At 70.1% G+C, this 23,924-nt stretch carries 25 protein-coding genes; 8 read left to right on the forward strand and 17 right to left on the reverse strand.

Going from position 1 to position 23,924, the window contains the following annotated elements; genetic code table 11:
• Position 1: 1 nt before the first annotated feature.
• From whiA to uvrC, 4 genes are all read right to left on the reverse strand, one after another.
• Positions 2-985, reverse strand: a complete 984-nt coding sequence (gene whiA / locus ACWF82_RS04955; RefSeq protein WP_452498063.1) for a DNA-binding protein WhiA — start codon at positions 983-985, stop codon at positions 2-4.
• The gene (locus ACWF82_RS04960) at positions 976-2,022 is read right to left on the reverse strand and encodes a gluconeogenesis factor YvcK family protein (protein WP_452498065.1); all 1,047 of its coding nucleotides are present in this window, start codon (positions 2,020-2,022) and stop codon (positions 976-978) included. Before ACWF82_RS04960 ends, whiA begins: the two co-directional genes overlap by 10 nt.
• Entirely contained in the window at positions 2,019-2,975 is a 957-nt protein-coding gene (gene rapZ, locus ACWF82_RS04965; RefSeq protein ID WP_452498066.1) for an RNase adapter RapZ, read from the reverse strand. The genes ACWF82_RS04960 and rapZ overlap by 4 nt, the downstream gene beginning before the upstream one ends.
• A gap of 121 nt (positions 2,976-3,096) precedes the next feature.
• Positions 3,097-5,085, reverse strand: a complete 1,989-nt coding sequence (gene uvrC, locus ACWF82_RS04970) for an excinuclease ABC subunit UvrC (RefSeq protein WP_452498068.1) — start codon at positions 5,083-5,085, stop codon at positions 3,097-3,099.
• A 167-nt stretch (positions 5,086-5,252) separates the two neighbouring features.
• Between uvrC and ACWF82_RS04975 the strand changes: the two genes are divergently transcribed.
• From ACWF82_RS04975 to ACWF82_RS04985, 3 genes are all read left to right on the forward strand, one after another.
• Positions 5,253-5,906 (forward strand): hypothetical protein, encoded by a 654-nt coding sequence (locus ACWF82_RS04975; RefSeq protein ID WP_452498069.1) that lies wholly within the window; start codon positions 5,253-5,255, stop codon positions 5,904-5,906.
• An 88-nt stretch (positions 5,907-5,994) separates the two neighbouring features.
• Positions 5,995-6,414 carry a hypothetical protein gene (locus tag ACWF82_RS04980; protein ID WP_452498071.1) on the forward strand — a complete coding sequence of 140 codons (420 nt, stop codon included), beginning with the start codon at positions 5,995-5,997 and terminating at the stop codon, positions 6,412-6,414.
• Positions 6,415-6,529: 115 nt separating this feature from the next.
• Positions 6,530-7,228, forward strand: coding sequence for a hypothetical protein (locus ACWF82_RS04985; RefSeq protein ID WP_452498073.1), 699 nt, complete (start codon positions 6,530-6,532; stop codon positions 7,226-7,228).
• On the opposite strand, the gene ACWF82_RS04990 is transcribed toward ACWF82_RS04985, so the two are convergent.
• Complete coding sequence (locus ACWF82_RS04990) at positions 7,229-7,933, reverse strand: HAD family hydrolase (RefSeq protein ID WP_452498075.1); 705 nt, start codon at positions 7,931-7,933, stop codon at positions 7,229-7,231.
• 169 nt (positions 7,934-8,102) lie between these two features.
• Here ACWF82_RS04990 and ggt point away from each other — a divergent pair, with 169 nt between their 5' ends.
• Positions 8,103-10,049, forward strand: a complete 1,947-nt coding sequence (ggt, locus tag ACWF82_RS04995) for a gamma-glutamyltransferase (protein WP_452498077.1) — start codon at positions 8,103-8,105, stop codon at positions 10,047-10,049.
• Between the two features lie 4 nt (positions 10,050-10,053).
• On the opposite strand, the gene ACWF82_RS05000 is transcribed toward ggt, so the two are convergent.
• From ACWF82_RS05000 to ACWF82_RS05015, 4 genes are all read right to left on the reverse strand, one after another.
• Positions 10,054-10,539, reverse strand: a complete 486-nt coding sequence (locus ACWF82_RS05000) for a PH domain-containing protein (protein ID WP_452498079.1) — start codon at positions 10,537-10,539, stop codon at positions 10,054-10,056.
• Between the two features lie 11 nt (positions 10,540-10,550).
• On the reverse strand, positions 10,551-11,027 hold the full coding sequence (gene ribH / locus ACWF82_RS05005) for a 6,7-dimethyl-8-ribityllumazine synthase (protein ID WP_452498081.1): 477 nt from the start codon (positions 11,025-11,027) through the stop codon (positions 10,551-10,553).
• 31 nt (positions 11,028-11,058) lie between these two features.
• Entirely contained in the window at positions 11,059-12,303 is a 1,245-nt protein-coding gene (locus tag ACWF82_RS05010; RefSeq protein WP_452498083.1) for a bifunctional 3,4-dihydroxy-2-butanone-4-phosphate synthase/GTP cyclohydrolase II, read from the reverse strand.
• A gap of 205 nt (positions 12,304-12,508) precedes the next feature.
• Complete coding sequence (locus ACWF82_RS05015; protein WP_452498085.1) at positions 12,509-13,132, reverse strand: riboflavin synthase; 624 nt, start codon at positions 13,130-13,132, stop codon at positions 12,509-12,511.
• 545 nt (positions 13,133-13,677) lie between these two features.
• Between ACWF82_RS05015 and ACWF82_RS05020 the strand changes: the two genes are divergently transcribed.
• Entirely contained in the window at positions 13,678-14,148 is a 471-nt protein-coding gene (locus ACWF82_RS05020; RefSeq protein ID WP_452498086.1) for a hypothetical protein, read from the forward strand.
• Between the two features lie 13 nt (positions 14,149-14,161).
• Here the strand turns inward: ACWF82_RS05020 and rpe are convergent, their stop codons facing one another.
• Entirely contained in the window at positions 14,162-14,818 is a 657-nt protein-coding gene (rpe, locus tag ACWF82_RS05025) for a ribulose-phosphate 3-epimerase (protein WP_379033572.1), read from the reverse strand.
• Positions 14,819-14,916: 98 nt separating this feature from the next.
• On the opposite strand from rpe, the gene ACWF82_RS05030 reads away from it, so the two are divergent.
• Both ACWF82_RS05030 and ACWF82_RS05035 read left to right on the forward strand, forming a co-directional pair.
• Entirely contained in the window at positions 14,917-15,339 is a 423-nt protein-coding gene (locus tag ACWF82_RS05030) for an ATP-binding protein (RefSeq protein WP_379309906.1), read from the forward strand.
• Positions 15,340-15,443: 104 nt separating this feature from the next.
• A complete protein-coding gene (locus ACWF82_RS05035) occupies positions 15,444-16,232 on the forward strand; it encodes an RNA polymerase sigma factor SigF (protein ID WP_452498192.1) in 789 nt (262 codons plus the stop codon).
• Between the two features lie 22 nt (positions 16,233-16,254).
• On the opposite strand, the gene ACWF82_RS05040 is transcribed toward ACWF82_RS05035, so the two are convergent.
• From ACWF82_RS05040 to ACWF82_RS05070, 7 genes are all read right to left on the reverse strand, one after another.
• Entirely contained in the window at positions 16,255-16,599 is a 345-nt protein-coding gene (locus ACWF82_RS05040) for an MmcQ/YjbR family DNA-binding protein (RefSeq protein ID WP_452498088.1), read from the reverse strand.
• Positions 16,600-16,900: 301 nt separating this feature from the next.
• On the reverse strand, positions 16,901-18,265 hold the full coding sequence (locus tag ACWF82_RS05045; RefSeq protein ID WP_452498090.1) for an RsmB/NOP family class I SAM-dependent RNA methyltransferase: 1,365 nt from the start codon (positions 18,263-18,265) through the stop codon (positions 16,901-16,903).
• Positions 18,211-18,750 carry a hypothetical protein gene (locus ACWF82_RS05050; RefSeq protein ID WP_452498092.1) on the reverse strand — a complete coding sequence of 180 codons (540 nt, stop codon included), beginning with the start codon at positions 18,748-18,750 and terminating at the stop codon, positions 18,211-18,213. Before ACWF82_RS05050 ends, ACWF82_RS05045 begins: the two co-directional genes overlap by 55 nt.
• A gap of 150 nt (positions 18,751-18,900) precedes the next feature.
• The gene (fmt, locus tag ACWF82_RS05055) at positions 18,901-19,824 is read right to left on the reverse strand and encodes a methionyl-tRNA formyltransferase (RefSeq protein ID WP_452498093.1); all 924 of its coding nucleotides are present in this window, start codon (positions 19,822-19,824) and stop codon (positions 18,901-18,903) included.
• Entirely contained in the window at positions 19,824-20,363 is a 540-nt protein-coding gene (gene def, locus ACWF82_RS05060) for a peptide deformylase (protein ID WP_452498095.1), read from the reverse strand. Before def ends, fmt begins: the two co-directional genes overlap by 1 nt.
• A gap of 87 nt (positions 20,364-20,450) precedes the next feature.
• Positions 20,451-21,371 (reverse strand): esterase/lipase family protein, encoded by a 921-nt coding sequence (locus ACWF82_RS05065; protein WP_452498194.1) that lies wholly within the window; start codon positions 21,369-21,371, stop codon positions 20,451-20,453.
• 201 nt (positions 21,372-21,572) lie between these two features.
• The gene (locus ACWF82_RS05070; RefSeq protein ID WP_452498097.1) at positions 21,573-22,250 is read right to left on the reverse strand and encodes a PadR family transcriptional regulator; all 678 of its coding nucleotides are present in this window, start codon (positions 22,248-22,250) and stop codon (positions 21,573-21,575) included.
• A 90-nt stretch (positions 22,251-22,340) separates the two neighbouring features.
• Here ACWF82_RS05070 and ACWF82_RS05075 point away from each other — a divergent pair, with 90 nt between their 5' ends.
• Complete coding sequence (locus ACWF82_RS05075; RefSeq protein ID WP_452498196.1) at positions 22,341-23,915, forward strand: HD domain-containing phosphohydrolase; 1,575 nt, start codon at positions 22,341-22,343, stop codon at positions 23,913-23,915.
• Positions 23,916-23,924: the final 9 nt, after the last annotated feature.

A 23,924-nucleotide genomic window follows, 5' to 3' on the forward strand; every position in this document is an offset into this window, starting at 1 on the left:
CCTACGCGTCGTCGAGGAGTTCCGCCGTCACCGCCGATTCGGTGTCGGGGATGCCGAGGTCCTTGGCCCGCCGGTCCGCCATCGACAGCAGGCGCCGGATCCGTCCGGCGACAGCGTCTTTCGTCATCGGCGGTTCCGCCAGCTGACCGAGCTCCTCCAGCGAGGCCTGCCGGTGCTCGACACGCAGCTTGCCCGCGGCGGCCAGATGGTCCGGCACGTCGTCGGCGAGGATCTCCAGCGCCCGCTCCACCCGCGCCGCCGCCGCGACGGCAGCCCGGGCCGAGCGGCGCAGGTTGGCGTCGTCGAAGTTGGCGAGCCGGTTGGCGGTCGCCCGCACCTCACGACGCATCCGGCGTTCCTCCCAGGTGAGCCTGGTGTCCTGCGCGCCCATCCGGGTGAGCAGCGCGCCGATCGCCTCGCCATCACGCACCACCACCCGATCGGTGCCGCGGACCTCACGCGCCTTGGCGGTGATGCCGAGCCGCCGGGCCGCGCCGACCAGCGCCAACGCCGCCTCCGGGCCGGGGCAGCTCACCTCGAGCGCCGAGGAGCGCCCCGGCTCGGTGAGCGAACCGTGCGCGAGAAACGCACCGCGCCAGGCCGCTTCGGCGTCACCGATGCTGCCGCCGACCACCTGGGCAGGCAGACCGCGCACGGGACGCCCGCGCACGTCGAGCAATCCGGTCTGGCGTGCCAGCGCCTCGCCTTCCTTCGACACGCGCACGACGTAGCGGGACGTCTTGCGCAACCCGCCCGCACCGAGCACGTGCACGTCGGAGCCGTACCCGTAGAGCTCGAAGATCTCCCGGCGCAACCGCCGCGCGATGGACCCCATGTCCACCTCGGCCTCGACGATCACCCGGCCTCCGACAATGTGCAGACCACCGGCGAACCGCAGCAAGGCCGACAATTCCGCCTTGCGTGAGCTGACCTGCGATACAACGAGCCTGCTCAGCTCGTCCTTCACCTCGGCTGTCATCGCCACGAGACGCGCTCCTTTCCCACCGACCCGGAACGCACATCCGATCCCGTGTGCCGTCCCTCGACTCGAAGCCCTGCCAGTTGCGACCGCGGCTGCCGGATCAGCTGATCCAGTGCGGCGGCTAGTTTTCCGGGATGATGCCGATCCGTTCCCGGCTCGGCGACATCGCTGAACGTTACCCGTGCACGCAACTGTTCGGCGGCTCTTGCCACATGTTCCCGTTGCCGCCCCTCGGGCACCGACGCCGAGTCGACGAGCACGTCGTCGACCGCGAAATCCGGTGCGTGCTGGGACAATACATGCAGATGACGTTCGGCCGAAAAGCCGGCCGTCTCCCCCGGCTCGGCGGCCAGGTTCAGCACGAGCACCTTGCGCGCCCTGGTGTGCACCAGCGATTCGTGCAGTTTCGGCACGAGGACATGCGGAATGACGCTGGTGAACCACGAACCAGGGCCGAGCACAACGACATCCGCGTGTTCGATGGCCGAGGTCGCCTCGGGGCTGGCAGGCGGATCGGACGGAATCAGCCGCACCCGCCGGACCTTACCCGGCGTGGTCGCCACCGCAACCTGACCGCGTACGCACCGCCCGATCCGCGGATCCGCTTCCAGGCCCGACACTTCGGCCTCGATGTCGAGCGGGATCGGTGACATCGGCAGCACCCGGCCGGTGATCCGCAGCAACCTGCCCACCTCGTCGAGCGCGGCCACCGGGTCGCCGAGGACATCGGTGAGCCCGGCCAGGATCAGATTGCCGACCGAGTGACCGGCCAGCGCGCCCGTTCCGCCGAAACGGTGCTGCACCGTCGTCGCCCAGACGCCGTCGGCGTCCTCGGCGAGGGCGGCCAGCGCCATCCGCAGGTCACCCGGCGGCAGCATGCCCAGTTCGGCGCGCAGCCTGCCAGATGACCCGCCGTCGTCGGCGACGGTGACGACCGCGGTGATGCGCCTGGTCAGCCTGCGTACCGCCGTCAGGGTCGCGTAGAGCCCGTGTCCGCCGCCCAGCGCGACAACCGCCGGGTCGGCTTCCCATCCACTCATTCGCGCCCCAGATCCCGGTGCACGACGCGGACGACGTCCACCGCCGCGTGCCCGGTATCGGCGCCGATGCGCTCGCCGAGCGCCTCGGCGATCGCCACACTGCGATGCTTGCCGCCGGTGCACCCCACTGCCACCGTCATGTATCGCTTCCCCTCTTGGCGGTATCCGGTCGTGGTCAGGTCGACGAGATGGTGGCAGGTCTGCAGGTAGTCCTGCGCGCCCGGCCTCGACAACACGTAGTCGCTGACCACCGATTCCTGGCCCGTGTGTTCCCGCAGCTCGGGAATCCAGTGCGGATTGGGCAGGAATCGGACATCCAACACCATGTCGGCGTCGAGTGGAACACCGTACTTGAATCCGAACGACTGCACGGTCAGTTGCAGCGCTGCTGGCGCGCCAGCGCCGTAGACCTCCTCCAGCTTGCGGTGCAGCTGGTGGATCGACAGCTCGGTGGTGTCGATGACGACATCGGCCGCAGCCTTCACCGCGGCCAGCCGCACCCGCTCGGCGGTCAGGCCGGCCGACAGGGTGCCGTCGGGGCTGTCGCTCTGCAACGGGTGCCTGCGCCGTGCGAAGCCGAATCGCCGGATCAGGACGTCGTCGGAGGCTTCGAGGAACAGCACTCTCGTCCGGATGCCTGCCGAGCGCAGCTGCTCGGTGACGCCGGAGAGATCACCGGTGAAGAACCGGCTGCGCACGTCCATGACCAGCGCCAGGCGCCGGATCGGTGGTTCGGCTGCGGCGCCGAGCTCGATCATCCGCCCGATCAGTTCGGGCGGCAGGTTGTCGGTGACGTACCAGCCGAGATCCTCCAATACGCGCGCGGCTGTGCCGCGGCCCGCGCCGGACAAGCCGGTCACGATGACCACTTCTACTGGTTGCTTTTTGTCGGTGGCCGACCCGGTCTTTCCGGGTACCGCCCCCGCATTGTTGTTCGATTCGACGCGTGTCATGTCCTACCGGATCCGTTTCTGGGTGCCTTTCGATCATCCCGCACCGGTTCGGGTATCGGGCGCAGACACACAACGTACGGCACTCGCAATCTTGCGTCCTGTGATCCGCGCCCGTCCCCAGCTACGGGCTGTTCAGTGCTTCCAGTACCGCTTTCGCCGTGGAGACGCCGATACCCGGCACCGATGTGATCTCTTCGACAGTCGCGTCCTTGATACGGGCGACCGAGCCGAAGTGGGTGACCAGCGCGGTTCGCCTCGCCTCGCCGAGGCCACGCACCGAGTCCAGCGCCGATGCCGTCATCCGCCGCGAACGCTTGCTGCGGTGGAAGTTGATCGCGAAGCGGTGCGCCTCGTCGCGAACGCGTTGCAGAAGGTAGAGCGCTTCGCTGTTGCGCGGCATGATCACCGGGTCGGGTTCGCCGGGCACCCACACCTCTTCGAGCCGCTTGGCGAGGCCGATCACCGCGACGTCGGTGATGCCGAGTTCGTCGAGCACCTCGGCGGCCGCGGCGACCTGGGGCGCGCCGCCGTCGACGACGTAGAGGTTGGGCGGGTAGGCGAAGCGGCGCGGCTTGCCGGTGGTCGGGTCGACGCCGGGGCGCGAGGTCGGCTCGTCGGTGTCGTCGATCTCGACGTCGACGACCTGCTGGCGGTCGCGGGCAAGTCTGGCGAAGCGGCGGCGCGTCACCTCGGCGATGCTGCCGACGTCGTCGGAGCGGCCTTCGCCTGCGGCCTCCTTGATCGCGTAGTGGCGGTAGTCGGATTTGCGGGCAAGGCCGTCCTCGAAGACCACAAGCGAGGCGACGACGTCGGTGCCCTGAACGTGGCTGATGTCGACGCACTCGATCCGCAGCGGTGCGCTGTCGAGGTCGAGGAAGTCCTGGATGTCTTGCAGCGCTTGCGATCTCGAAGTCAGATCGCCCGCGCGCTTGAGTTTGTGCTGGGCCAGCGCCTCCCCCGCGTTGCGCTGCACCGTCTCGGCGAGCGCCTTCTTGTCGCCGCGTTGCGGGACGCGCAGCGAGACCGCCGAACCGCGCAGCCTGGTCAGCCAGTCCTGGATCTCCTCGGCGTCGGCGGGCAGTTCGGGCACCAGCACCTCGCGCGGAACGACGACGACATCACCGTCGGCGTTCTGCTCGGCCATGGCGGCCTGTTCGCCGTAGAACTGGGTGAGGAACTGTTCGACGAGCGCCGCGAGTTCGGTCCCGGATTCGGCGACGTCGAGCGCGTCGCCGGACTTGTCGACCACCCAGCCGCGCTGGCCGCGCACGCGACCGTCGCGGACGTGGAAGATCTGGACGGCGGCTTCGAGTTCGTCGGTGGCGAAGGCGATCACGTCGGCGTCGGTGCCAGAGCCGAGCACCACCGCCTGCTTCTCCAGCGCGCGGCGCAAGGCCTGCACGTCGTCGCGCAGGCGGGCGGCGGTCTCGAAGTCCAGGTCGTCGGCGGCCTCGTGCATGCGCCGTTCCAGCGCACGCACCATCCTGTCGGTCTTGCCGGAGAGGAAATCGCAGAAGTCGTCGACGATCTGGCGGTGCTCGTCGTCGGTGACCCGGCCGACGCACGGCGCCGAGCACTTGTCGATGTAGCCGAGCAGGCAGGGACGCCCGATCTGGCTGTGCCGCTTGAAGACTCCGTTGGAGCAGGTGCGCGCGGGGAACACCCGCAGCAGCAGGTCGAGTGTCTCGCGGATCGCCCAGGCGTGGGCGTAGGGGCCGAAGTAGCGCACGCCCTTCTTGCGGGCGCCGCGGTAGACGAACAGGCGCGGATACTGCTCGTTCAGCGTCACCGCGAGCACCGGATAGGTCTTGTCGTCGCGGTAGCGGACGTTGAACCGCGGATCGAATTCCTTGATCCAGTTGTATTCGAGCTGCAGCGCCTCCACCTCGGTGGACACCACCGTCCACTCGACACTGGCCGCCGTGGTCACCATCTGCCTGGTCCGCGGATGCAGCGAGTACACATCGGCGAAGTAGGAGTTCAACCGGCTGCGCAGGCTCTTGGCCTTGCCGACATAGACGACCCGCCCGTGCACGTCCCGGAACTTGTACACACCGGGTTCGACGGGAATAGTGCCCGGCGCCGGCCGGTACGTCGCGGGATCTGCCACCCATCCAGCCTAGCGAGCACGTCCGACAGGCAGGTCGCGCTCCGGATATCGGCTCTCCCCGAGATGACGCGCGTGCACCGATGATCTTGAATAGTGCGCGGGGGGGGCTTCTGCCGGAATCGATCTGTGCTGCCGTCTCCCGATGATCCACTCGGAAAGGACAGCCGTTGACCGGCCCCGAACACCATCCCGCCGTACCGAATTCCGCACCGGGCGACCCGGCGACCGCCCAGCCGATCGCACCCGTGCCCGGCCACGAGCCGTATCCCTCGGCGCCTCCCCACCAGACCTACGGTGGTCCGGCGGCTCCGCACTCCGGATCCGGCCGCGGGCCCGACGGCAGCTATGTGACGTACCCCGCCGATCCCGGATACCCCGGCGGCCCCGGACAGCCCGGCTATGCCCCGTACCCGGGCGGCCCCGGATACGCCGGGTACCCGCAATACGGCGGGTACCCGCAGGCTCCGGTCCGGATGCCGGGCAGCGTCCGCGCGGCCCAGGTGCTCTCGTTCGTCGCGGCGGGGCTCGGGCTGGCGCTGATCGTGGTCTTCGGTGCGATGGCGGGCGGTGAGGCCGCCGGGGGTGCCATGGCCGGCTTCGGACCGTTCCTCGTGCTGGGCGGGCTCGCGTTCGCGTTCCCCACCGGCGGCCCTGGGATCAGGACCACGGCCATCGTTGTCGGCGGCTTGACGGCGCTGTGCGGTCTCGGTTCGACGGCCAGCCAGATGCCGCCGAGCCTGCTCGGGATGCTGATCGGCGGTGCCGTCGCGATTCTGCTCGCGCAGCGGTCGGCGCACGATTGGTTCCACCGGCCGCGCTGATCAGCGCTCGGACGACCGCGCGACGGCAGGCGCGCCGACTCGCCTGTGTAGCGTGGGTGGCCGGCTTCCGTGCCGGAAAGGACGTCCGATGACCAACGCGCCCGCTGCCCCACTCCACGCCGACGATGACCTGTTCGACGAGGCCACCCCACCGGGGGTCATGCCGGGCACCGTGCGCGGTGCGCGGCTCATCGCCGCGGTCGCGGCCGCCGTCGGCGTCGTGCTGATCGCCATCACCGTCGCGCTGGGCACGGGAGGTTCGCTCGGTGCGCTGATCGCGGGTTATCTGCCGACTTTCGCGCTCGTCCCGCTGGTGCTGCTGTTCGGCCGCGGCGGTGACCTGGTCAGGAAGGCCACGGTCGGCGTCGCCGCGCTGGCGGGTCTGGTGTCGTGCACCGGGATCCTGACCGGTCTGCCGCCGGGTGCGGTCGGCATCGTCGCCAACGGTGCCGTCGTCGCCCTGCTTTTGCGGCCCTCCGCCAGCTCCTGGTTCACCCGTACTCGCTGAGCGCACGCGCACTCACGGTGACAATTCCGCCCCCGGTGATCTTGAATGGTCCAGGGGGGCGCCGGAATCGGTCTGTGTTGTCGTCTCCCGATGATCCACTCGGAAAGGACAGCCGTTGACCGGCCCCGAATACCAGCCCGCCGCAACGAATTTCGTGCCGGGCGAGCCAGCGTCCCCGCAACCGTCCACGTCCGGCTTCGCCGCTCCGAGGTCGCAGGCCGATCCGGCGCAGCACCAGCCCTACGGTGCGCCGGTCGCGCCGCTGCCCCGCTCGACCCGCAGGCACGACGGCAGTTACGTCATCTACCCCGGCGATCCCGGCTACCCCGTCGCAGCTGATCCCGCGCAGGCGCCGCACCACCCTATGGGCGCGGTGACCCCGGACGAGCCCTATTCCGGGCAGGCAGGCGCGCCCTCTGCGATCCCGGCCTGCCCGCCGCACGGCGAGCCCACCTGGCCTGTCACGATGCCGGCATCGGTCCGCGCGGCGCAGGTGATCAGCTGGGTCTGTGGTGGGCTCGGTATTGCGCTCGTGGCCATTCTGATCGCCAACGACCTGCCCGAGGCCGCGGGCGCCGCCATCGCGGGCTTCCTGCCGTTCCTGTTCCTGGCGATCTTTGCCTTCGGATTCACCAGCGGAGGCGCCGGTATCCGCGGTTGCGCGATCGCAGTCGCGTGCCTGGAGGCGCTGTGCGGTGCCGGGTCGATCTCGCAGCAGACGCTTCCTGGCCCGATCGGCATGGTCGCCGGTGCCGCGATCGCGATCCTGCTGGCCCAGGCATCCGCGCAACGCTGGTTCGCGCGCCCGCACTGATCAGGCGGGCGGGACTTCGTCGAGCCGGATGCCGTGGGCGATGACCGCCTCGATCAGGGCGCGCGGGCGGTCGGCGGTCGGCACGGCCTCGACGAGGGCGAACCGGGCGCCGAGCGCGGCGGCGCCACCGTCGGCCTCGACGCTGTCGCCGATCATCAGCACACGCCCTGGATCGACGCCGAGTCGTTCGATGGCGTCGCGGAAGATCGCGGCGTTCGGTTTGACGGCGCCGATCTCGTAGGACAGCGTCATCGCACCGATCAGGCCGTCCCAGCCGTGTTTCGCGAAGGCGGGGCGGATGTCGAAGGCGATATTGCTGACGATGCCGATCGGAATGCCCTGGGCGGCCAGGGATTCCAGGACGGTGCCGGTATCGGGATACGGCGTCCACGCCAGCGGGTCGATGAGCCGCTCGTAGAGGCGGGCGGCCTTGGTGTCGGGGACCCCGGAGCCACGCAGCACTTCGAGATAGGCGTGCCGGTGCAGGGCCGGGTCGAGATCACGGTTGTCCCAGGCGTGCTGACCTGCCGCGTCGAAGGTCATGAACTGCTCGACCGGAGCCGTCATCCGCCGCAGCACTTCGGCTTTCGCCGCGACGTCGAACGGCGCACCGTCGTCGTCGATCAGCTCGTCGGCCCAGGTCCGATCGTCTTCCAATCGGAAGACCGTGCCGGAGAAGTCGAACAGCACCGCGTCGATATCCATCTCGCCAGGGTAGCGAGGCCCGCACGGGGTACCGGGCGGAAAAATGGTTCGGCAACCGAAGATTCGTGCCGTCGTCACCGGCGCGTCGACGGCGCGGCAACCCGTCGATCGCGGGCGCTGCGCCGGAAAAAGTCGGCAGGGGTAGGCCGTGCGGGGTTACGCTGCCAGGATGACGCCAAGGCGACAGACGTGGATCGGGGCCGCGGCGGCCGGAGTGCTCACGGTGGGTCTGCTGACGGGCTGCTCGTCGAACGACACCGCGGCAGCCGAGTGCACGAGCACGCCGAACGGCACTCCCGTCTCGGCGGCGCCCGCGACCGGCGCCCCGACCACGCAGAATCTCAGCACCAACCCGGAGATCGCGTCGGGCTACCGCTCGGACATGACCGCGGTGCGCACCCGCACGTACGCGGTCTCCACCGCCAACCCGCTCGCCACCGAGGCCGCGTGCCGGGTGCTGCGGGCGGGCGGCACGGCCGCCGACGCGCTGGTCACCGCGCAGGCGATGCTCGGGCTCGTCGAACCGCAGGCCTCCGGCATCGGCGGCGGCGCGTTCCTGCTGCACTACGACGCGAAGTCGCGCACCGTCGAGGCCTATGACGGCCGGGAGACCGCGCCCGCCGCGGCCACCGAGAACTACCTGCGCTGGGTCAGCGACACCGACCGCACCGAACCCGCACCGAACACCCGGGCCAGCGGCCGGTCCATCGGCGTACCCGGCGTGCTGAAGATGCTCGAACTCGCGCACCGCGAGCACGGGATGGCCGCGTGGAAGGAACTGTTCGACCCGGCGATCAGCCTGGCCGACAGCGGTTTCGCGATCAGCCCGCGGCTGGCCGGGCAGATCGCCGAGTCGGCCAAGGACCTCTCCGCCGACGAGGGCGCGCGTGGGTATTTCCTCGAAGCCGACGGCTCACCCAAGAAGGCAGGCACGGTTCTCACCAACCCCGCCCTGGCCAAGACACTGTCCGCCGTCGCCACCGACGGCGCGCAGGCCCTCTACACCGGAGCCATCGCCCAGGACATCGTCGAGGCGACGGGCAGCACCGCGGGTGGGCGCACCCCCAGCGTGCTGACCACCTCCGATCTGGCGGACTACCAGGTCAAGAAGCGCGCCGCGCTGTGTACCGGCTACCGCAAATTCGAACTGTGCGGCATGCCTGCCCCGTCCTCGGGCGGCAGCACCGTCGCCGCGACGCTCGGCATCCTGGCCAACTTCGACCTGGCCGCCCTGCGCCCGCAGGACCTCGACGCCAACGGCGGGCGCCCCGACGCGCAGGCCGTGCACCTGATCTCCGAGGCGGAGCGCCTGGCCTACGCCGACCGCAACAAGTACGTCGCCGACCCGGATTTCGTTCCGCTGCCGGGCAATTCGGTGCTCTCCCTGGTGCACCCGCAGTACCTGAAGCAGCGTTCGACGCTGATCGACCCGCAGCGCAGTATGGGCACCGCCAAGCCCGGCGACCTCGGCCCGGTACCGCTGGGCAACGGCCCGCAGCCGCCCGAGCACGGCACCAGCCACATCTCCGTCGTCGACAAGTACGGCAATGCCGCCGCGATGACCACGACCGTCGAGGCGGCGTTCGGCTCGTTCCACTTCGTCGACGGCTTCCTGCTGAACAATCAGCTCACCGACTTCGCCGCCGACCCGCTCGACCCGGACGGCACCCCGGTCGCCAACCGTCTGCAGCCCGGCAAACGCCCGCGCAGCTCGATGGCCCCCACCCTGGTGTTCGATCGCGACGACGCGGGCAACCGCGGCGACCTCGCCCTGGTGACCGGTTCGCCCGGCGGCGCGGTGATCATCCAGTTCGTGGTGAAGACCCTGGTCAACGTCCTGGACTGGGGCGTCGACCCGCAGCAGGCGGTCTCCGGCGTCTCCTTCGGCGCGGGCAACACCCCGGTGACCGGCATCGGCGGCGAACACCCCGACATCAATGCCACCGACAACGGCGACCACGACCCCCTCGTCCAGCGCCTGCGCGCCATGGGCCACCAGGTCTCGGTGGCACCACAGACCAGCGGTCTGAGCGCACTGCAACGCGACGGCAAGGACGGCTGGATCGGCGGCGCCGACCCCCGCCGCGAAGGCGCGGTCCTCGGCGACACCCGCTAGCGGGTCAGTCCTGGTCGGACGAATACTTGGCGCCCAGTTCACGCAGACGCTCGATGGCGTCGGCGGCGTGGGCCTTGTCGTTGGAGCGGATCGCCAGCACCGGGACGTAGTCGTCGTCGGCCAATTCGAGGCGGGCCCACGACTTGCGATCGGGGAACGCGGCGCCGCGGATGTAGGCCCACGGGTACTCGTGATCGCCGAGGATATTGCGGACCGCGACCCCCGCGGCGCCCGCGCGGACCCTCGGCCGGGTGAGCAGCAGGACAGCGGCCGCGCCGAGGACGCCGATCAGGATCATCCCGATCTGGTCGGCGACCCGGAAGTTCACCCCGGTCGAACCGGTGCGCAGGAGCAGACCACCGGCGGTGAAGAAGACGAGGATGACGATCGCGACCACCACGGCGGTCCGGATCGCGCGCCGCGGCCGCACCTCGAATTCCCAGGTAGCCCCGGGTTCGGGTGCGCCCGCACCGCGCCGCCAGGTCCGCACCACCGGCACGGTCACGCCGATCGCAGGGCGCGCAGGGTGAGCGCGGCGTCCAGGGCGGCGGCGCAGGCCTGCTCGCCCTTGTCCTCGGACGAACCGGGCAGCCCGGCGCGGTCGCGCGCCTGCTGCTCGTCATTGGTGGTGAGCACGCCGTTGGTGACAGGAGTGGCCGCATCCAGCGACACCCGGGTCAGCCCGGCGGTCACCGCGTCACACACGTACTCGAAATGCGGTGTGCCACCCCGGATCACGACACCGAGCGCGACGACGGCATCGTGCGTGCGGGCCAGTTCCTGGGCGACCACCGGCAGTTCCATCGCACCGGCGCAGCGCACCACGGTCACCTGCTCGACGCCCGCTTCCTCGGCGACCCGCTGCGCGTTGGCGACGAGGGTGTCGCAGATCTCGGTGTGCCACCGCGAGGCGACGATGCCGAGTTTGACGTCTTTGGCCTGTGCCAGCGCGAAGGACGGGACGCCCGTGCCGCTCATCGTTGCTGCCTTTCGGGAGTGTGCGTGGTGGTCACTGCGCGGTTTCGCCCAGATCCAGGTCGTCGAGGCCGATCAGGTCGTGGCCCATGCGATCCCGCTTGGTGCGCAGGTAGTGCAGGTTCTCGGCATTGGCGCGCAACGGCATCGGCACCCGCTCGGTGATCCGCAGGCCGTAGCCGTCCAGCCCGACCCGCTTGGCCGGGTTGTTGGTGAGCAGACGCATCGACCGGATACCCAGATCGACCAGGATCTGCGCGCCGGTGCCGTAGTCACGGGCATCGGCGGGCAGGCCGAGATCGAGATTGGCGTCGACGGTGTCGCGGCCGGTGTCCTGCAGCTGGTAGGCCTGCAGCTTGTGCATCAGGCCGATGCCACGGCCCTCGTGCCCGCGCATGTAGAGCACGACACCGCGGCCCTCGGCGTCGACCATCTCCAGCGCCGCGTCCAGCTGCGGACCGCAGTCGCAGCGCAGCGAACCGAAGACATCGCCGGTCAGGCACTCCGAGTGCACGCGCACCAGCACGTCCTCGCCGTCGCCGATGTCGCCACGCACCAGCGCGACGTGTTCGGCCTCGTCGAAGATGCTCTGGTAGCCGACCGCCTTGAAGTCACCGTGCGCCGTCGGAATCCGCGCCTCGGCCACCCGGACGACATGCTTCTCGTGCTTGCGCCGCCAGGCGATCATGTCGGCGATCGAGATCATCGCCAGATCGTGCTCGTCGGCGAAGACCCGCAGCTCGTCGGTGCGGGCCATGTGCCCGTCGTCCTTCTGGCTGACGATCTCGCAGATGACGCCTGCCGGGCGCAGACCGGCCATCCTGGCCAGGTCGACCGCGGCCTCGGTGTGGCCGGGACGGCGCAGCACGCCGCCGTCCTTGGCGCGCAGCGGCACCACGTGACCGGGCCTGGTGAACTCGTCGGCCTTGGCCTTGGCACTGGCGAGCAGCCGCATGGTGACCGCGCGGTCGGCGCCCGAGATGCCGGTCGTGATGCCCTCGCGCGCGTCGACCGAGACGGTGTAGGCGGTGCCGTGCTTGTCCTGGTTCATCGCGTAGGCGGGCGGCAGGCCGAGGCGGTCGCAGTCGTCGCCGGTCAGCGGCACGCAGATGTAGCCGGAGGTGTAGCGGATCATGAACGCGACCAGCTCCGGAGTGGCCTTCTCGGCCGCGAAGATGAGATCGCCCTCGTTCTCCCGGTCCTCGTCGTCGACGACGACGACAGCCTTGCCGGCCGCGATATCGGCGACCGCGCGCTCGATGCTGTCCAACCTGGTCACGTCTGCTTGCTCCGTAATTTTGGCGGCCGGGGCCGCGTGTTTCTCGGCCCTGAGGCCTCGATTCTTCCCTCCCGCCGGGCACTCCTTCGTCGCACCCTCTGGTCAGTCCAGAATCGAGGCGGCCGAGAAACTGCCGGGGATGGCATTGATTACCACATTACGGCGTGCGATCGGGGGCTCCGGCGACCGCCCGCCGTCTCGTAGGTCAGCCTCGCTGGGCGAGTCGCTCCACGTACTTGGCGATCACGTCGACCTCGAGATTCACCGTGGTGCCGACGGGCGCGGTGCCGAGGACGGTCAGCGCCAGCGTGGTCGGGATCAGGGAGACCTCGAACCAGTCGCGGCTGCCGTCGGCGGCGGGCTCGTCGGCGATGCCGAGGCCCGACACGGTGAGGGAGACGCCGTCGACGGTGATCGAGCCCTTCTCCACCACGTAGCGCGCGATCGCGTCGGGCAGCGAGATCCGGACGACCTCCCAGTTCTCCGACGGCGTCCGCGAGAGCACGATGCCGGTGCCGTCGACGTGGCCCTGCACCAGATGGCCGCCGAGGCGGCTGTTGAGCGCGGCGGCGCGCTCGAGGTTGACCCGGGAGCCGGCGACCAGGGCGCCGATGCTCGACCGGTTCAGCGTCTCCGCCATGACGTCGACGGTGAAGCTGTCGCCATCGATCACGTCGACGACGGTGAGGCAGACACCGTTGACGGCGATCGAATCGCCGTGCCCGGCATCGGAAGTCACCAGCTTGCCGCGGATCGTCAACCGGGCGGCGTCGGCCAGCTGTTCGGTGGCGACGATCTCGCCCAGCTCTTCGACGATCCCTGTGAACATGCCTGACTCCCTTGTCGCGTCATCTGTACCCGTTGGGCCCAACAGCAGGTGGGTGGCCGCTATTCCCGGCGGCACCCGCTCGCCGCACAGCCTAGTGGCGGGCCGGGTGAGGCCTGCCGGGTCGGGGTCGCTTCGGACCGCGGGCACGGTCACGTCCGGGGAAACGGACAGCGGTGCATCGATCCGGCGGTGAACGCAGGCCGACATGACGAAACATCGCCGTTAATCATTCCGGCGGTAATTGTTCAATCGAATTTTCGACAGATTCGGTCACAGCCATTCGTCCGGCAGCTCTAACCTGTCCTTACCCCTGAATTACGAACCAGAAACACGGTGATTCGAATGCTTGCGCCGGGCGGGTCATTGACGCAACATTGTTATGTCGCCGATTCCTGCTGTTCAACTTTTCGGCTCGGCCTGGTCGGCGGCGCATTCGGCCCGCGGCAAGGCAGTCGTGGGCAGTTCGACCCAGGGATAGTCCACCACTCCAGGAAGTCAGACAATACTGTGGGTCACAACAGGTTCGATAGATGTGGGGGTGCCGTGTGAGCACATTGGTCGATTCCACGCTGGAAATTCGGTGCGTCCGTTATCGGCGGGAACTGCACCTGCCCGCGACGATCGATCCCGATTCCCGTCGCATTCTGCTGTTGATCGGCGCGCACTACGGCGCGGTTACCATGCCGAGCGATCTGGGCGAGCGGGTGCAGGCCCGATTGCGCGGCGCCGCGATCGCGGGACCGGTCGTCGACCACCCGCGGGCCAGGCGCTGGACCTTCCTCACCGGCCCGCACCGCCCCGAAACCCTCACCCCCACCGCGTCCGCCGAACTGTTCCGGCTCTACACGACGGTCGCGTGCCACGGCAGCCAGATCGTGCTGCCCTCACCCGACGACGAGCGCACCGGCTACCGCACCTGGGTGCAGGCGCCCGTGGCGGCCGACACCCGGCCGCCGGTGCAGGCGGTGATCGAAGCGGCGCGGGCGCTCGGCACCCGCAAACTCCGCTCGCTCTGATCGAATTCGGGATCTACGGCTGCCAGACGGCAGTCGCGATGCTGCGCAGCGTCTGCACGGCGGCACCGGGATCGGCGGTGTTGTAGACCGCCGAGCCCGCGACGAAGCAGTCGATGCCCGCCGCGGCGGCCTGCTCGATGGTGTCGAGGTTGATGCCACCGTCGATCTCGACGACGAGCTGCAATTCGCCCGCGTCGACCAGATTGCGCACGATCCGCGCCTTCTCCAGCACGCCTGGAATGAACGACTGCCCGCCGAAACCGGGCTCGACGCTCATCACCAGCAGGGTGTCGAATTCGCGCAGGATCTCGAGGTACGGCTCGATGGGCGTATTCGGCTTCACCGACAGCCCGGCCTTGCCGCCCGCGGCGCGGATGTCCCGGGCCACCGCGATCGGGTCGTCGGTCGCCTCGGCATGGAAGGTGACGTTGTAGGCGCCCGCCTCGGCGTAGCCCGGCGCCCAGCGGCCGGGGTCGTCGATCATCAGGTGGCAGTCGAACGGGATGTCGGTGGCCTTGAGCAGGCTCTGCACCACCGGCAGGCCGAGTGTGAGGTTCGGCACGAAATGGCCGTCCATGACATCGACGTGGAGCCAGTCGCAGCCTTCGACAGCGGCCGCCTCGGCAGCCAGGTTCGCGAAGTCCGCAGACAGGATGGACGGGGCGATCATCGGCTTGGCCGGGCGGGAGAACGTCGGTGTGGACACAGCGCGCAAGTGTAGCGACCAAATGGTGATTGCCCTGCCGGGATGTGGGTAGCCTCCATAGGGTGACCAATATTTCGGCGGAACAAGGGCTGTTCAGCGCCCCGGTGGAGATTCGCGTAGCAGCTTCGTTGACCCAGCTGCCGATCCTGCGCGGACTGGCCGAAACCCTGGTCCTGCTCAGTGATTTCACTCTCGACGAGGTCGCCGACGTGCGCCTGGCCGTGGACGAGGTCTGCTCGACGCTCATCGCGATCGCGGCGCCTGGTTCGACGCTGACCTGCGAATTCGTCGTCGGTGACAGCGAACTGATGGTGCGGGTCGACGGTGTCGCCGCGGCCGAGGGCATGCCCGATCAACGCAGCTTCGGCTGGCACGTGCTGCGCACGCTCAGCGACGAGGTGAGTGCCGACCAGCAGGGCTTCGACACGGTCGTGTCCGGTTATCCCACGACGGTCCGATTCCGTCGGGTCCGGGGGAAGGCGTAGTGCACGGCGAGGACACCACCGAAGACCACAAGCCCGACCAGGAAACCCGTGCCGAACCGCAGGCCGCCGACAACGGCGCCGCGGCGGAGAACCCGGCCGAGGAGATCGTCGACGAGGACGCCGAGACCGCGGAGCCGGTATCCGGCTACGACGACGTCAGCGCGCTGTTCGAGCGTCTCGCGGCGACCGAACCCGGCAGCGTCGCGCACGCGGTCGCGCGGGACGCGCTGATCAACCGGTGCATTCCGCTGGCCGATCACATCGCCAGGAAGTTCAGCGGTCGCGGCGAACCGTTCGACGATCTGTCGCAGGTGGCGCGCGTCGGCCTGGTGCACGCGGTGGACCGGTTCGACCTGAGCCGCGGCTCGAACTTCCTGTCCTTCGCGGTGCCGACGATCATGGGTGAGGTCAGGCGCTACTTCCGCGACAACACCTGGGCGATGCGAGTTCCCCGGCGGGTCAAGGAGACCCACCTACGCATCGGGGCAGCGGTCGATCAGCTGTCGCAACGGCTCGGTCGCTCCCCGACCGCGAAGGAGATCGCGGCCGAACTCGACGTCGACCCCGACGAGGTCACCCAGGCGGTGATCGCGGGCAACGCGTATCAGCCCACCTCGATCGATGCCGCCTCGGTCGGGCGCGACAGCGATGCCTCGCTGCTCGACACCCTCGGCGAGGAGGAATCGCAGTTCGACCGGGTCGAGGAGTACATCGCGGTGCGTCCGCTGCTTGCGGGCCTGCCCGAACGCGAGCGCCGCATTCTGACGATGCGCTTCTTCGAGTCGATGACGCAGACCCAGATCGCGTCCCAGCTGGGGATCTCCCAGATGCACGTCTCGCGGATCCTCGCGAAAACCCTTGCCCGCCTGCGCGAATTGTCCGAACGGGACTGAGATCACCGGGACAACGATGTCCCTACGCGCCCTGCCGTTCGCGCCGCAGCCGGGCGGGCGCCCGCAGCCACCAGGCGCTGTCGAGGAGTTCGGCGAGCTGGTCTGCGTCGACCGCCGCGAGATCGATGAGAACGTACGGGCTGCCGTCGTAGTGCGGTGTCGTGTAGAACGCCGGATCACCGGAGGCCAGGAGGGCTTCCTTCTCCCCCGGCTCACACAGCAATGCCAGCCCACCCTCGGCCTCGACCCGCAACCGCGCGAACCCCTTCCCCCCGACTTTGAGCCCGGGACTCCGCCACCAGGTGCCTTCCTCCACGCCCGGCAGCGCTGTCGCTACTTCCACCACCTGCTCCCACGTCATCGCCATGCCCCGATTCTGCGCCTGTTCGGGCGCCGGGCGATTGGACGAATGTCACGTGCCGGCGGGTCGCGGTGCAGCCGGTCGGACACGCTCGAGCCAGGCCCGAAGCAGGGCCGGTTGCCCCGTGTCCGCGAGCAACGGTGTGAGCCGGTCCACCGTGTCCGAGCTGAGCACGCGGTCGCGGTTGGCCGATGTCGGCAGCCGCGGTGCGAGCCGGACCGGCGCGCTCGTGCCAGACCGATCAGAGTCGCGGTCGCGGTTGTCCGTGTCCGCGGGCTACGACCTGCGCGTCGTAGCCCGCCGACCGCTAGTCGAGCGGTTTGCGCAGGGCCGCGAGGAACATCGCGTCGGTGCCGTGGCGGTGGGGCCACAGCTGGGCCGACGGGCCGTCGCCGAGGTCGGTGACGCCGGGGAGCAAGTCGCGGGTGTCGAGTTGCTCGGCGCCGGAGCGGCGGACGAAATCGGCGACGACCGCGACGGTCTCGGGCAGGTGCGGTGAGCAGGTCGAGTACACGACCACGCCGCCGGGGCGCAGCAGATCCCAGGCTGCGGTGAGCAGTTCACGCTGCAGGGTGACCAGTTCCGGCACGTCGGCGGGAGTGCGGCGCCAGCGGGCCTCGGGCCGGCGACGCAGCGCGCCGAGGCCGGTGCAGGGGGCGTCGACGAGGACGCGGTCGTAGCCGGGGGTCAGGCCGCTGTCCCTGCCGTCGGCGACGTGCACGGTGACGGGCAGTCCGCGGGTGGACTTGCGGACCAGTTCCGCGCGGTGCTCGGCAGGCTCGACGGCGTCGACGGTGAACAGGTCGATCGCGGCCAGCGCGCCCAGCATGGCCGCCTTGCCGCCGGGACCCGCGCAGAGATCGAGCCAGCGGCCCGCGTCGGGGCCGTTCAGCGGTGCCTTGGTCAGCGCGACGGCGACGAGCTGACTGCCCTCGTCCTGGACCGCGGCGATGCCGTCGCGGACGGGTTCCAGCTGACCGGGGTCGCCGCCATCGAGATACACCGCATAGGGGGACCAGCGGCCTTCCTCGCCGCCCGTGACCAGCGCGAGTTCTTCGGCGGTGATCTCACCGGGCCGCGCGACCAGGTGCACGACCGGGCGCTCGTCGTCGGCGGCCAGCAGCGCACCCAGTTCGCCCGCCTGCGCGCCGAGCGCATCGGCGAAGGACTGCGCGATCCAGGCGGGGTGGGCGTATTCGAAGGCGAGGCCGCCGACGGGATCGGCGGGCGCCAGCTCGGCTACCCACTCCTCGACCGTCTTCTCTCCCGCCCGGCGCAGCACCGCGTTCACGAAACCGGCACGGCCCTGGCCGAATTCGGCACGCGCCAGATCGACGGAGGTATCGACGGCGGCATGCGCGCTCGTGCGAGTCCGCAGCAGCTGATAGACGCCCAGTCGCAGAATATCCAGGATCGGCCCGTCGATTTCGGCCACCGGCCGCCCCGCGCACGCCGCGATCACCGCGTCGAGCTGCCCCTGCGAGCGGCACGCGCCATAGGTCAGCTCGGTCGCGAACGCGGCATCACGCCCACTGATCTTGCGCTCCCGCAACAACTTCGGCAGCACCAGATTGGCGTAGGCGTCGCGCTCCCGCACGGCCCGCAGCACATCGAGTGCTACTTCGCGCGCGGGGTCGACCGGCTCGCCACGCCGCTTCCGCGGGCTCGGCACACTCGGATCAGGCCGATCCTCGCGCCTGCGATCCGCCCTCGGACTTGCCTGGCTTCCGCCACGCTCACCCGCCGAGCGCTTGCTGCCGCGCGCGGCGTCGCCGCCTGAGTGCGAACCACCGGCGCGACCCGCTGCGGCGCCACGTGTATCCCCTTCGCGCGCAGCACGATCCGCAGAGGCCCGACCACGGGTCGCACTGCCACGCCCCTGGGGACCACCCGACCGTTGAGTGCCCGATCGTTCGTCACGACCGCGCCGATCGTCGTCACGAACACCACCCGCACGCACGCCGGAACGTCCGGCGCCACTGCGATCGTCCGAGCGACGGTCGTCACCACGACGCCAATCGCCCGCGCCACGATCAGTACCACCGCGCGCATCGCTACGACGCTCGCCCGCATCGCGGGCCGATCCGCCGGAGCGCCGGTTACCGGCATCGCCGCGGTCGTCCGACCACCGCCCGCCGCCGGATCGCTGCGCGCCACGGTCGGAGCCGGGGCGAACGGTGCCGCCGCCCTTGGCCGCGCGCGCCGCCCAGCCCCCGTCGACATCCTTGCCAGACACCTTGCGTTCCTCGCGCGGTGCGGCACCGCTGCGCTCGTCGGCTTCCCGCCGACGCCTGCGATCCGACGCGCTCATCCGATCACCGTGCCCGGTGCCAGGCGGGCGCCGCGGGCCCAGTCCAGGGCGTTCATCATCTTCTTGCCGGGTGGCTGGACCTGGCCGAGCCGGACCGCCGTGGTCGACGTGCCGACGAAGACGCCGGACTTGCGCACCTCGATCTCGCGTTCGGGCAAGGTTTCCTCCACCATCTCCACCGGGCCGAGCTTGAGGCGCAGTCCGTTCATCTCGGTCCACGCGCCGGGCGCCGGGGTGACGGCGCGAATGCGGCGGTGGATGGCCAGTGCGGTCTCGTCGAACCGGATCCGGCCCGCTTCCACGGTGACCTTCGGCGCGTAGGACACGCCGTCGCCGGATTGCGGAATCGCTTGCAGCGTCCCGTCTTCCACGCCGTCGAGGGTCTTGTCCAGCAGGACGGCGCCCGCCTCGGCCAGCCGGGCGAGCAGCTCGCCCGCGGTGTCGCTGACGCCGACCGTCTCGGTCATCACGCCGTACACCGGGCCGGTGTCGAGGCCGGCCTCGATCAGGAAGGTCGACGCGCCGGTCATGTCGTCACCGGCATCGATCGCGGCCTGCACCGGCGCGGCGCCACGCCAGGCGGGCAGCAGCGAGAAGTGCAGGTTGATCCAGCCGTGGGTGGGAATGTCGAGCACCTGCTGGGGCAGCAACGCGCCGTAGGCCACCACGGGGCAGCAGTCCGGGGCCAGGTTGGTCAGCGCCGCGACGAACTCGGGCTCGGCGGGCTTGCGCGGGGTGAGTACCTGGATGCCGTGCTCGTCGGCGAGCTGCCCCACCGGGGAGCGCATGATCTTGCGGCCGCGGCCGGCGACGGCGTCGGGGCGGGTGATCACGGCGACGACCTCGTGGCGCTCGCTCTCGATCAGCCTGCGCAGCGACGGCACGGCGGGTTCGGGTGTTCCCGCGAAGACGACGCGCATCAGCGGCCACCGCCGACGCCGCTGGACTCGCGGACGGTGATTCCGGCACGGAACCAGTCGGATTCGCGGATGGTGCGCATCGCGTCCTTGCGGTCGGCCTGCTCGAGCTTGTTCACGAACAGCACGCCGTCGAGGTGATCGGTCTCGTGCTGCACGCATCGCGCGAGCAGCCCTTCGGCCTCGAATTCCACGGGCGCACCGGCACTGTCGACACCGGTGACGCGCACCCGCAGGGCGCGGCGCACGTCGTAGCGCACCCCGGGAATCGACAGGCAGCCCTCGGGCCCGACCTGCTCGTCCTCGCCGATCGCCGTCCATTCCGGGTTCACCACGTGTCCCGCGGCGTCACCGGTGTCGTAGACGAACACCCGCAGCCCGACCCCGATCTGCGGCGCCGCCATCCCGACCCCACCGTCGTCGTGCATGGTCTCGGTGAGGTCGGCGATCAACTGGCCGAGCTCGGCGCCGAACTCGGTGACCGCATCCGCACGGGAACGCAGAATGGGATCGCCGAACAGGCGAACGGGCTGAATGGTCACGCGGCGGCTCCCGGCTGGACGAAGTGCGGTCAGCCCATTCTATTGATCCCCGCGGCCGAGTCGTCGGCGCACCATCCGGCCGGGCCGTCAGGAATTTCCGGCGATGATCACCTGGGGAATACCGGTGCCGAGGGCAACCGGCTTGCAGACCGGAGCCGGGGCGTGGGCCGGGTCGAGCACGCGCAGCAGCAGCTGCTGCACGAACGGGTCGTAGACCAGGTGGAAATGGCCGGTCATGTCGTCGGCGCACAGGTCCTGCAGGACGAGGTTCTCCGCGCCCGCGCCGTGCAGCGCGATGTTCTCGAAGGGCTGGATCATCTCGTCGACCCGGCTGCCGACGGTGACGTAGCGGGGGCCGGGCACGGTGTCGCCACCGGCATTGAGCTCGACCATCAGCGGTTCACCCTGCGCCTGCTGGACCGCGGCCGTCGAGGTGACCTTCGCGTAGACGTCCATCATGCCGGGAACAGCCTGGCCGACCGGTACGAGGCCGTACATGACCCCGCCGTAGCTGGGCGAGGCGAGCCCGACCCAGGTGCCGACCTTCGGCGCTCCCCCGAGCTTGTTCACGTAGTACCGGCTGACGTTCGCGCCCTGGGAGAAGCCGACCAGGTCGACCTTCGCCGCCCCGGTCACCGCGAGCACGTCGTCGACGAACGCCGCGAGCTGGGCGAAGCTGATCCGCATGTCCTCGGTGCCGTAGGTGTCGGCGCCGGGCGCGCCGCCGTAGTTCAGGGCGAACACGCACATCCCCGCGTCGACGAGCTGCGGACCGATCCCCGCCCAATCGGAGTACGCACTGGAGTCGGTACCGTGCACGAGCACCACCGGACGCGGATGCTCGGCGGTCGGCTTACAGCCGAAGTTGTTGACCCCCAACGGAACCACGCCCGGATGCCCGTCCAGATAGCGGGCGGCGGCGAGATGGTCGGTCTGGCGCGGGCCCGGTTCGTTCGGCACGAGCGCAGGCCGGTACCCCGCGGGTTCGGCCCCGGCAGGCGAGGCCATGCTCCCGAAGGCCGCGGCGAGGGCTAGCGCGATCGCGCCCGCCCGTCGCTTTTGTGCCACTCCCCAAACCCGCTTGCGCCGCCGCTGTCCCATATCCCAAAGAAATACACCCTCGGAGAGGGTTTCGCACCTCCATATTCGGGGTATAGATGCCCCGAATTATCGGGGGTGCCGCGACGGCGCCGACCCCGCACCGGAAGCTCACTTCCCGGAAGTGGTGTCGCCCCCGGGCGTGATGTCGTCTTCGGCGAGGATCCGATACAGGGCCCGCCGGGTCTCGGTGAGCACCTCGGCCGCCTTGGCCGCCTGCTCCGCCGTGCCGACCTGGGCGACCTGACCGACCGCGCCCATCACCTGTCCGACCAATCCGCGCAGGTCAAGCGCCTGATCGCCGATGTCCTGCTTGACCTCGGCCCACGGGTCACCGAGCTCCTCGCGATTGGCCTCGACATAGGCCTTGCCCTCGTCGGTGAGCTGGGCGGTCTTGCGACCGGCCACCTTCTCGATGAGCACCAGACCCTCGTCCTCGAGCTGGGCCAGTGCCGGGTAGATGGATCCCGGGCTGGGACGCCAGACATCGTCGCTACGCTCGCGGATCTGCTGGATCAGCTCGTAGCCGTGCATGGGCCGCTCGACGAGCAGCAGCAGCACCGCGGCACGCACGTCACCGCGCCTGCCCCGGCCGCCGCGGCCGCGTCCACGACCGAAGCCGGGACCGAAACCCGGTCCGAAACCGGGGCCGAAGCCCGGTCCGAACTCGGGGCCGTGCCCGTGTCGCCCGCCCCGGCGGAACTGCCGCCGATCGGGACCGAATTCCGCGGAGCCGGGTCCACGACCGCGGCCGAAGTGTCCGAATTCTCGATTCTCTGCGTTGCGCATGACAGCCTCCTCAGGCTCTCTCGTTGTTCTTGACACTATCGACGATATATCGGCAATGCATCGAGTGCAAGGGGTATTCTTGTGATCACCATGACGGAGCCGCTGCGGCCGATGCGGTTGGCCGAACTCATCGCCTCGCTGTCGCTGGCCACCGATCTCGGCCTCGGGCAGCCGCAGGAGCACGTCTTGCGGCAGACGGTGCTGGCCACCCGGCTCGCCGACGCCGCAGGCCTGTCCGACGCCGATCGTGCCGCGGCGTACTACGTTTCGTTGCTCGCGTGGGTCGGCTGCGTCACCGACTCCCCCGAGATGGCCCACTGGTACGGCAACGATCTGCGGATCAGGGCCGACAGCTACGGCATCGACAAGACCGGGCTGCCGATGATGGCCTTCCTGCTCGGCCACCTGGACGCGGGCGGCTCCCCGCTCCGGCGCCTCTCGGTGACCAGCCGATTCCTGGCAGGCGGGATCCGCGACACCATGGACTCGTTCCTCACCCACTGCCGGACCGCCGCCGACATCGCCGAGCGCCTCGACCTGCCCGCCGCGGTCCGCGCCGCGCTGCCGCAGGCCTTCGAGCGCTGGGACGGCCACGGCGTGCCCGCGGGCCTGCGCGGTGACGCGATCATCCCGGTGATGCGGGTGGTCCACATCGCCGACGACGCGGAAGTACACGCCCGAGTCGGCGGCGTCGACGCGGCCGTGCAGATGTTGCGCGCCCGCCGCGGCACCGAATTCGATCCCGACCTGGTCGACCTGTGCGCCCGCGACGGTGGCGCGCTGCTCGACGGGCTCGATCAGGTCGACGCCTGGCGGCACGTGATCGACGGCTGCGCCGCCCTCGACCGCCCGATCCCCGAGGCCGAACTCACCGAGGTGCTCGCGGTATTCGCCGACTACGCCGACGCGAAAGCCACCTGGTTCCTCGGACATTCGCGCGCGGTCGCCGAACTGGCCGCGGCGGCCGCCCGCGAGTACGGCCTGCCCGCCGACCAGGCGACCCTGGTCCGCCGCGCCGCGCTGGTGTGCAGACTCGGCACCATCGGCGTCTCGACCGGCATCTGGAACAAGCCGGGGCCACTATCCCCGAGCGAGCGCGAACGCGTGCGCATGGTCCCCTATCTCACCGAGCGCGTCCTGGCCCGCAGCCCGCATCTCGCCGTGCTGGCCGGACCGGCCTCGATGGTCTACGAGCGGATGGACGGCTCCGGGTATCCGCGCGGGCTCACCGGCGCGATGCTGCCGCCTGCGGCCCGCATCCTGGCCGCCGCCCAGATGCTGCGCGCGCTCGGCGAGGACCGCGCGCACCGACCGGCCGCCGATCCCGACGAACGCGCGAGGATCCTGCGCGCCGAGGTGACCGCGGGCAGGCTCGACGGCGACGCCGTCGCCGCGGTGCTGGCCGCCGCCCAGGGTCGAAGGCCGCGCAAACGCGCGCAGGTCGCCGGTCTGACCGCCCGCGAACTGGATGTGCTGGCACTGCTGGTGCGCGGACGTTCCACCAGGGAGATCGCGCAGGCGCTCGGCATCAGCCCCCGGACCGCGGGCAGCCATGTCGAGCACATCTACACCAAGATCGGCGTGCACAGCCGCGGCTCGGCCGCGGTGTTCGCCATGCGCCACGGCCTGCTGCCGGACGAGGATCAGCCCGCAAAGATCGGGTGATCACCCGAT

The sequence above is a fragment of the Nocardia sp. NPDC055053 genome, assembly GCF_053608285.1.

What these genes read in the sequence shown, in the direction of transcription:
- ACWF82_RS04960 (WP_452498065.1), bottom strand. Translation starts at nt 2,022, where the DNA reads ATGAGTGGATGGGAAGCCGACCCGGCGGTTGTCGCGCTGGGCGGCGGA.
- ACWF82_RS05015 (WP_452498085.1), bottom strand. Translation starts at nt 13,132, where the DNA reads ATGTTCACAGGGATCGTCGAAGAGCTGGGCGAGATCGTCGCCACCGAA.
- ACWF82_RS05075 (WP_452498196.1), top strand. Translation starts at nt 22,341, where the DNA reads ATGACGGAGCCGCTGCGGCCGATGCGGTTGGCCGAACTCATCGCCTCG.
- ACWF82_RS05070 (WP_452498097.1), bottom strand. Translation starts at nt 22,250, where the DNA reads ATGCGCAACGCAGAGAATCGAGAATTCGGACACTTCGGCCGCGGTCGT.
- rapZ (WP_452498066.1), bottom strand. Translation starts at nt 2,975, where the DNA reads ATGACACGCGTCGAATCGAACAACAATGCGGGGGCGGTACCCGGAAAG.
- fmt (WP_452498093.1), bottom strand. Translation starts at nt 19,824, where the DNA reads ATGCGCGTCGTCTTCGCGGGAACACCCGAACCCGCCGTGCCGTCGCTG.
- rpe (WP_379033572.1), bottom strand. Translation starts at nt 14,818, where the DNA reads ATGATCGCCCCGTCCATCCTGTCTGCGGACTTCGCGAACCTGGCTGCC.
- ribH (WP_452498081.1), bottom strand. Translation starts at nt 11,027, where the DNA reads ATGAGCGGCACGGGCGTCCCGTCCTTCGCGCTGGCACAGGCCAAAGAC.
- ACWF82_RS04990 (WP_452498075.1), bottom strand. Translation starts at nt 7,933, where the DNA reads ATGGATATCGACGCGGTGCTGTTCGACTTCTCCGGCACGGTCTTCCGA.
- ACWF82_RS05065 (WP_452498194.1), bottom strand. Translation starts at nt 21,371, where the DNA reads ATGGCCTCGCCTGCCGGGGCCGAACCCGCGGGGTACCGGCCTGCGCTC.
- ACWF82_RS05040 (WP_452498088.1), bottom strand. Translation starts at nt 16,599, where the DNA reads ATGGCGATGACGTGGGAGCAGGTGGTGGAAGTAGCGACAGCGCTGCCG.
- ggt (WP_452498077.1), top strand. Translation starts at nt 8,103, where the DNA reads ATGACGCCAAGGCGACAGACGTGGATCGGGGCCGCGGCGGCCGGAGTG.
- ACWF82_RS04980 (WP_452498071.1), top strand. Translation starts at nt 5,995, where the DNA reads ATGACCAACGCGCCCGCTGCCCCACTCCACGCCGACGATGACCTGTTC.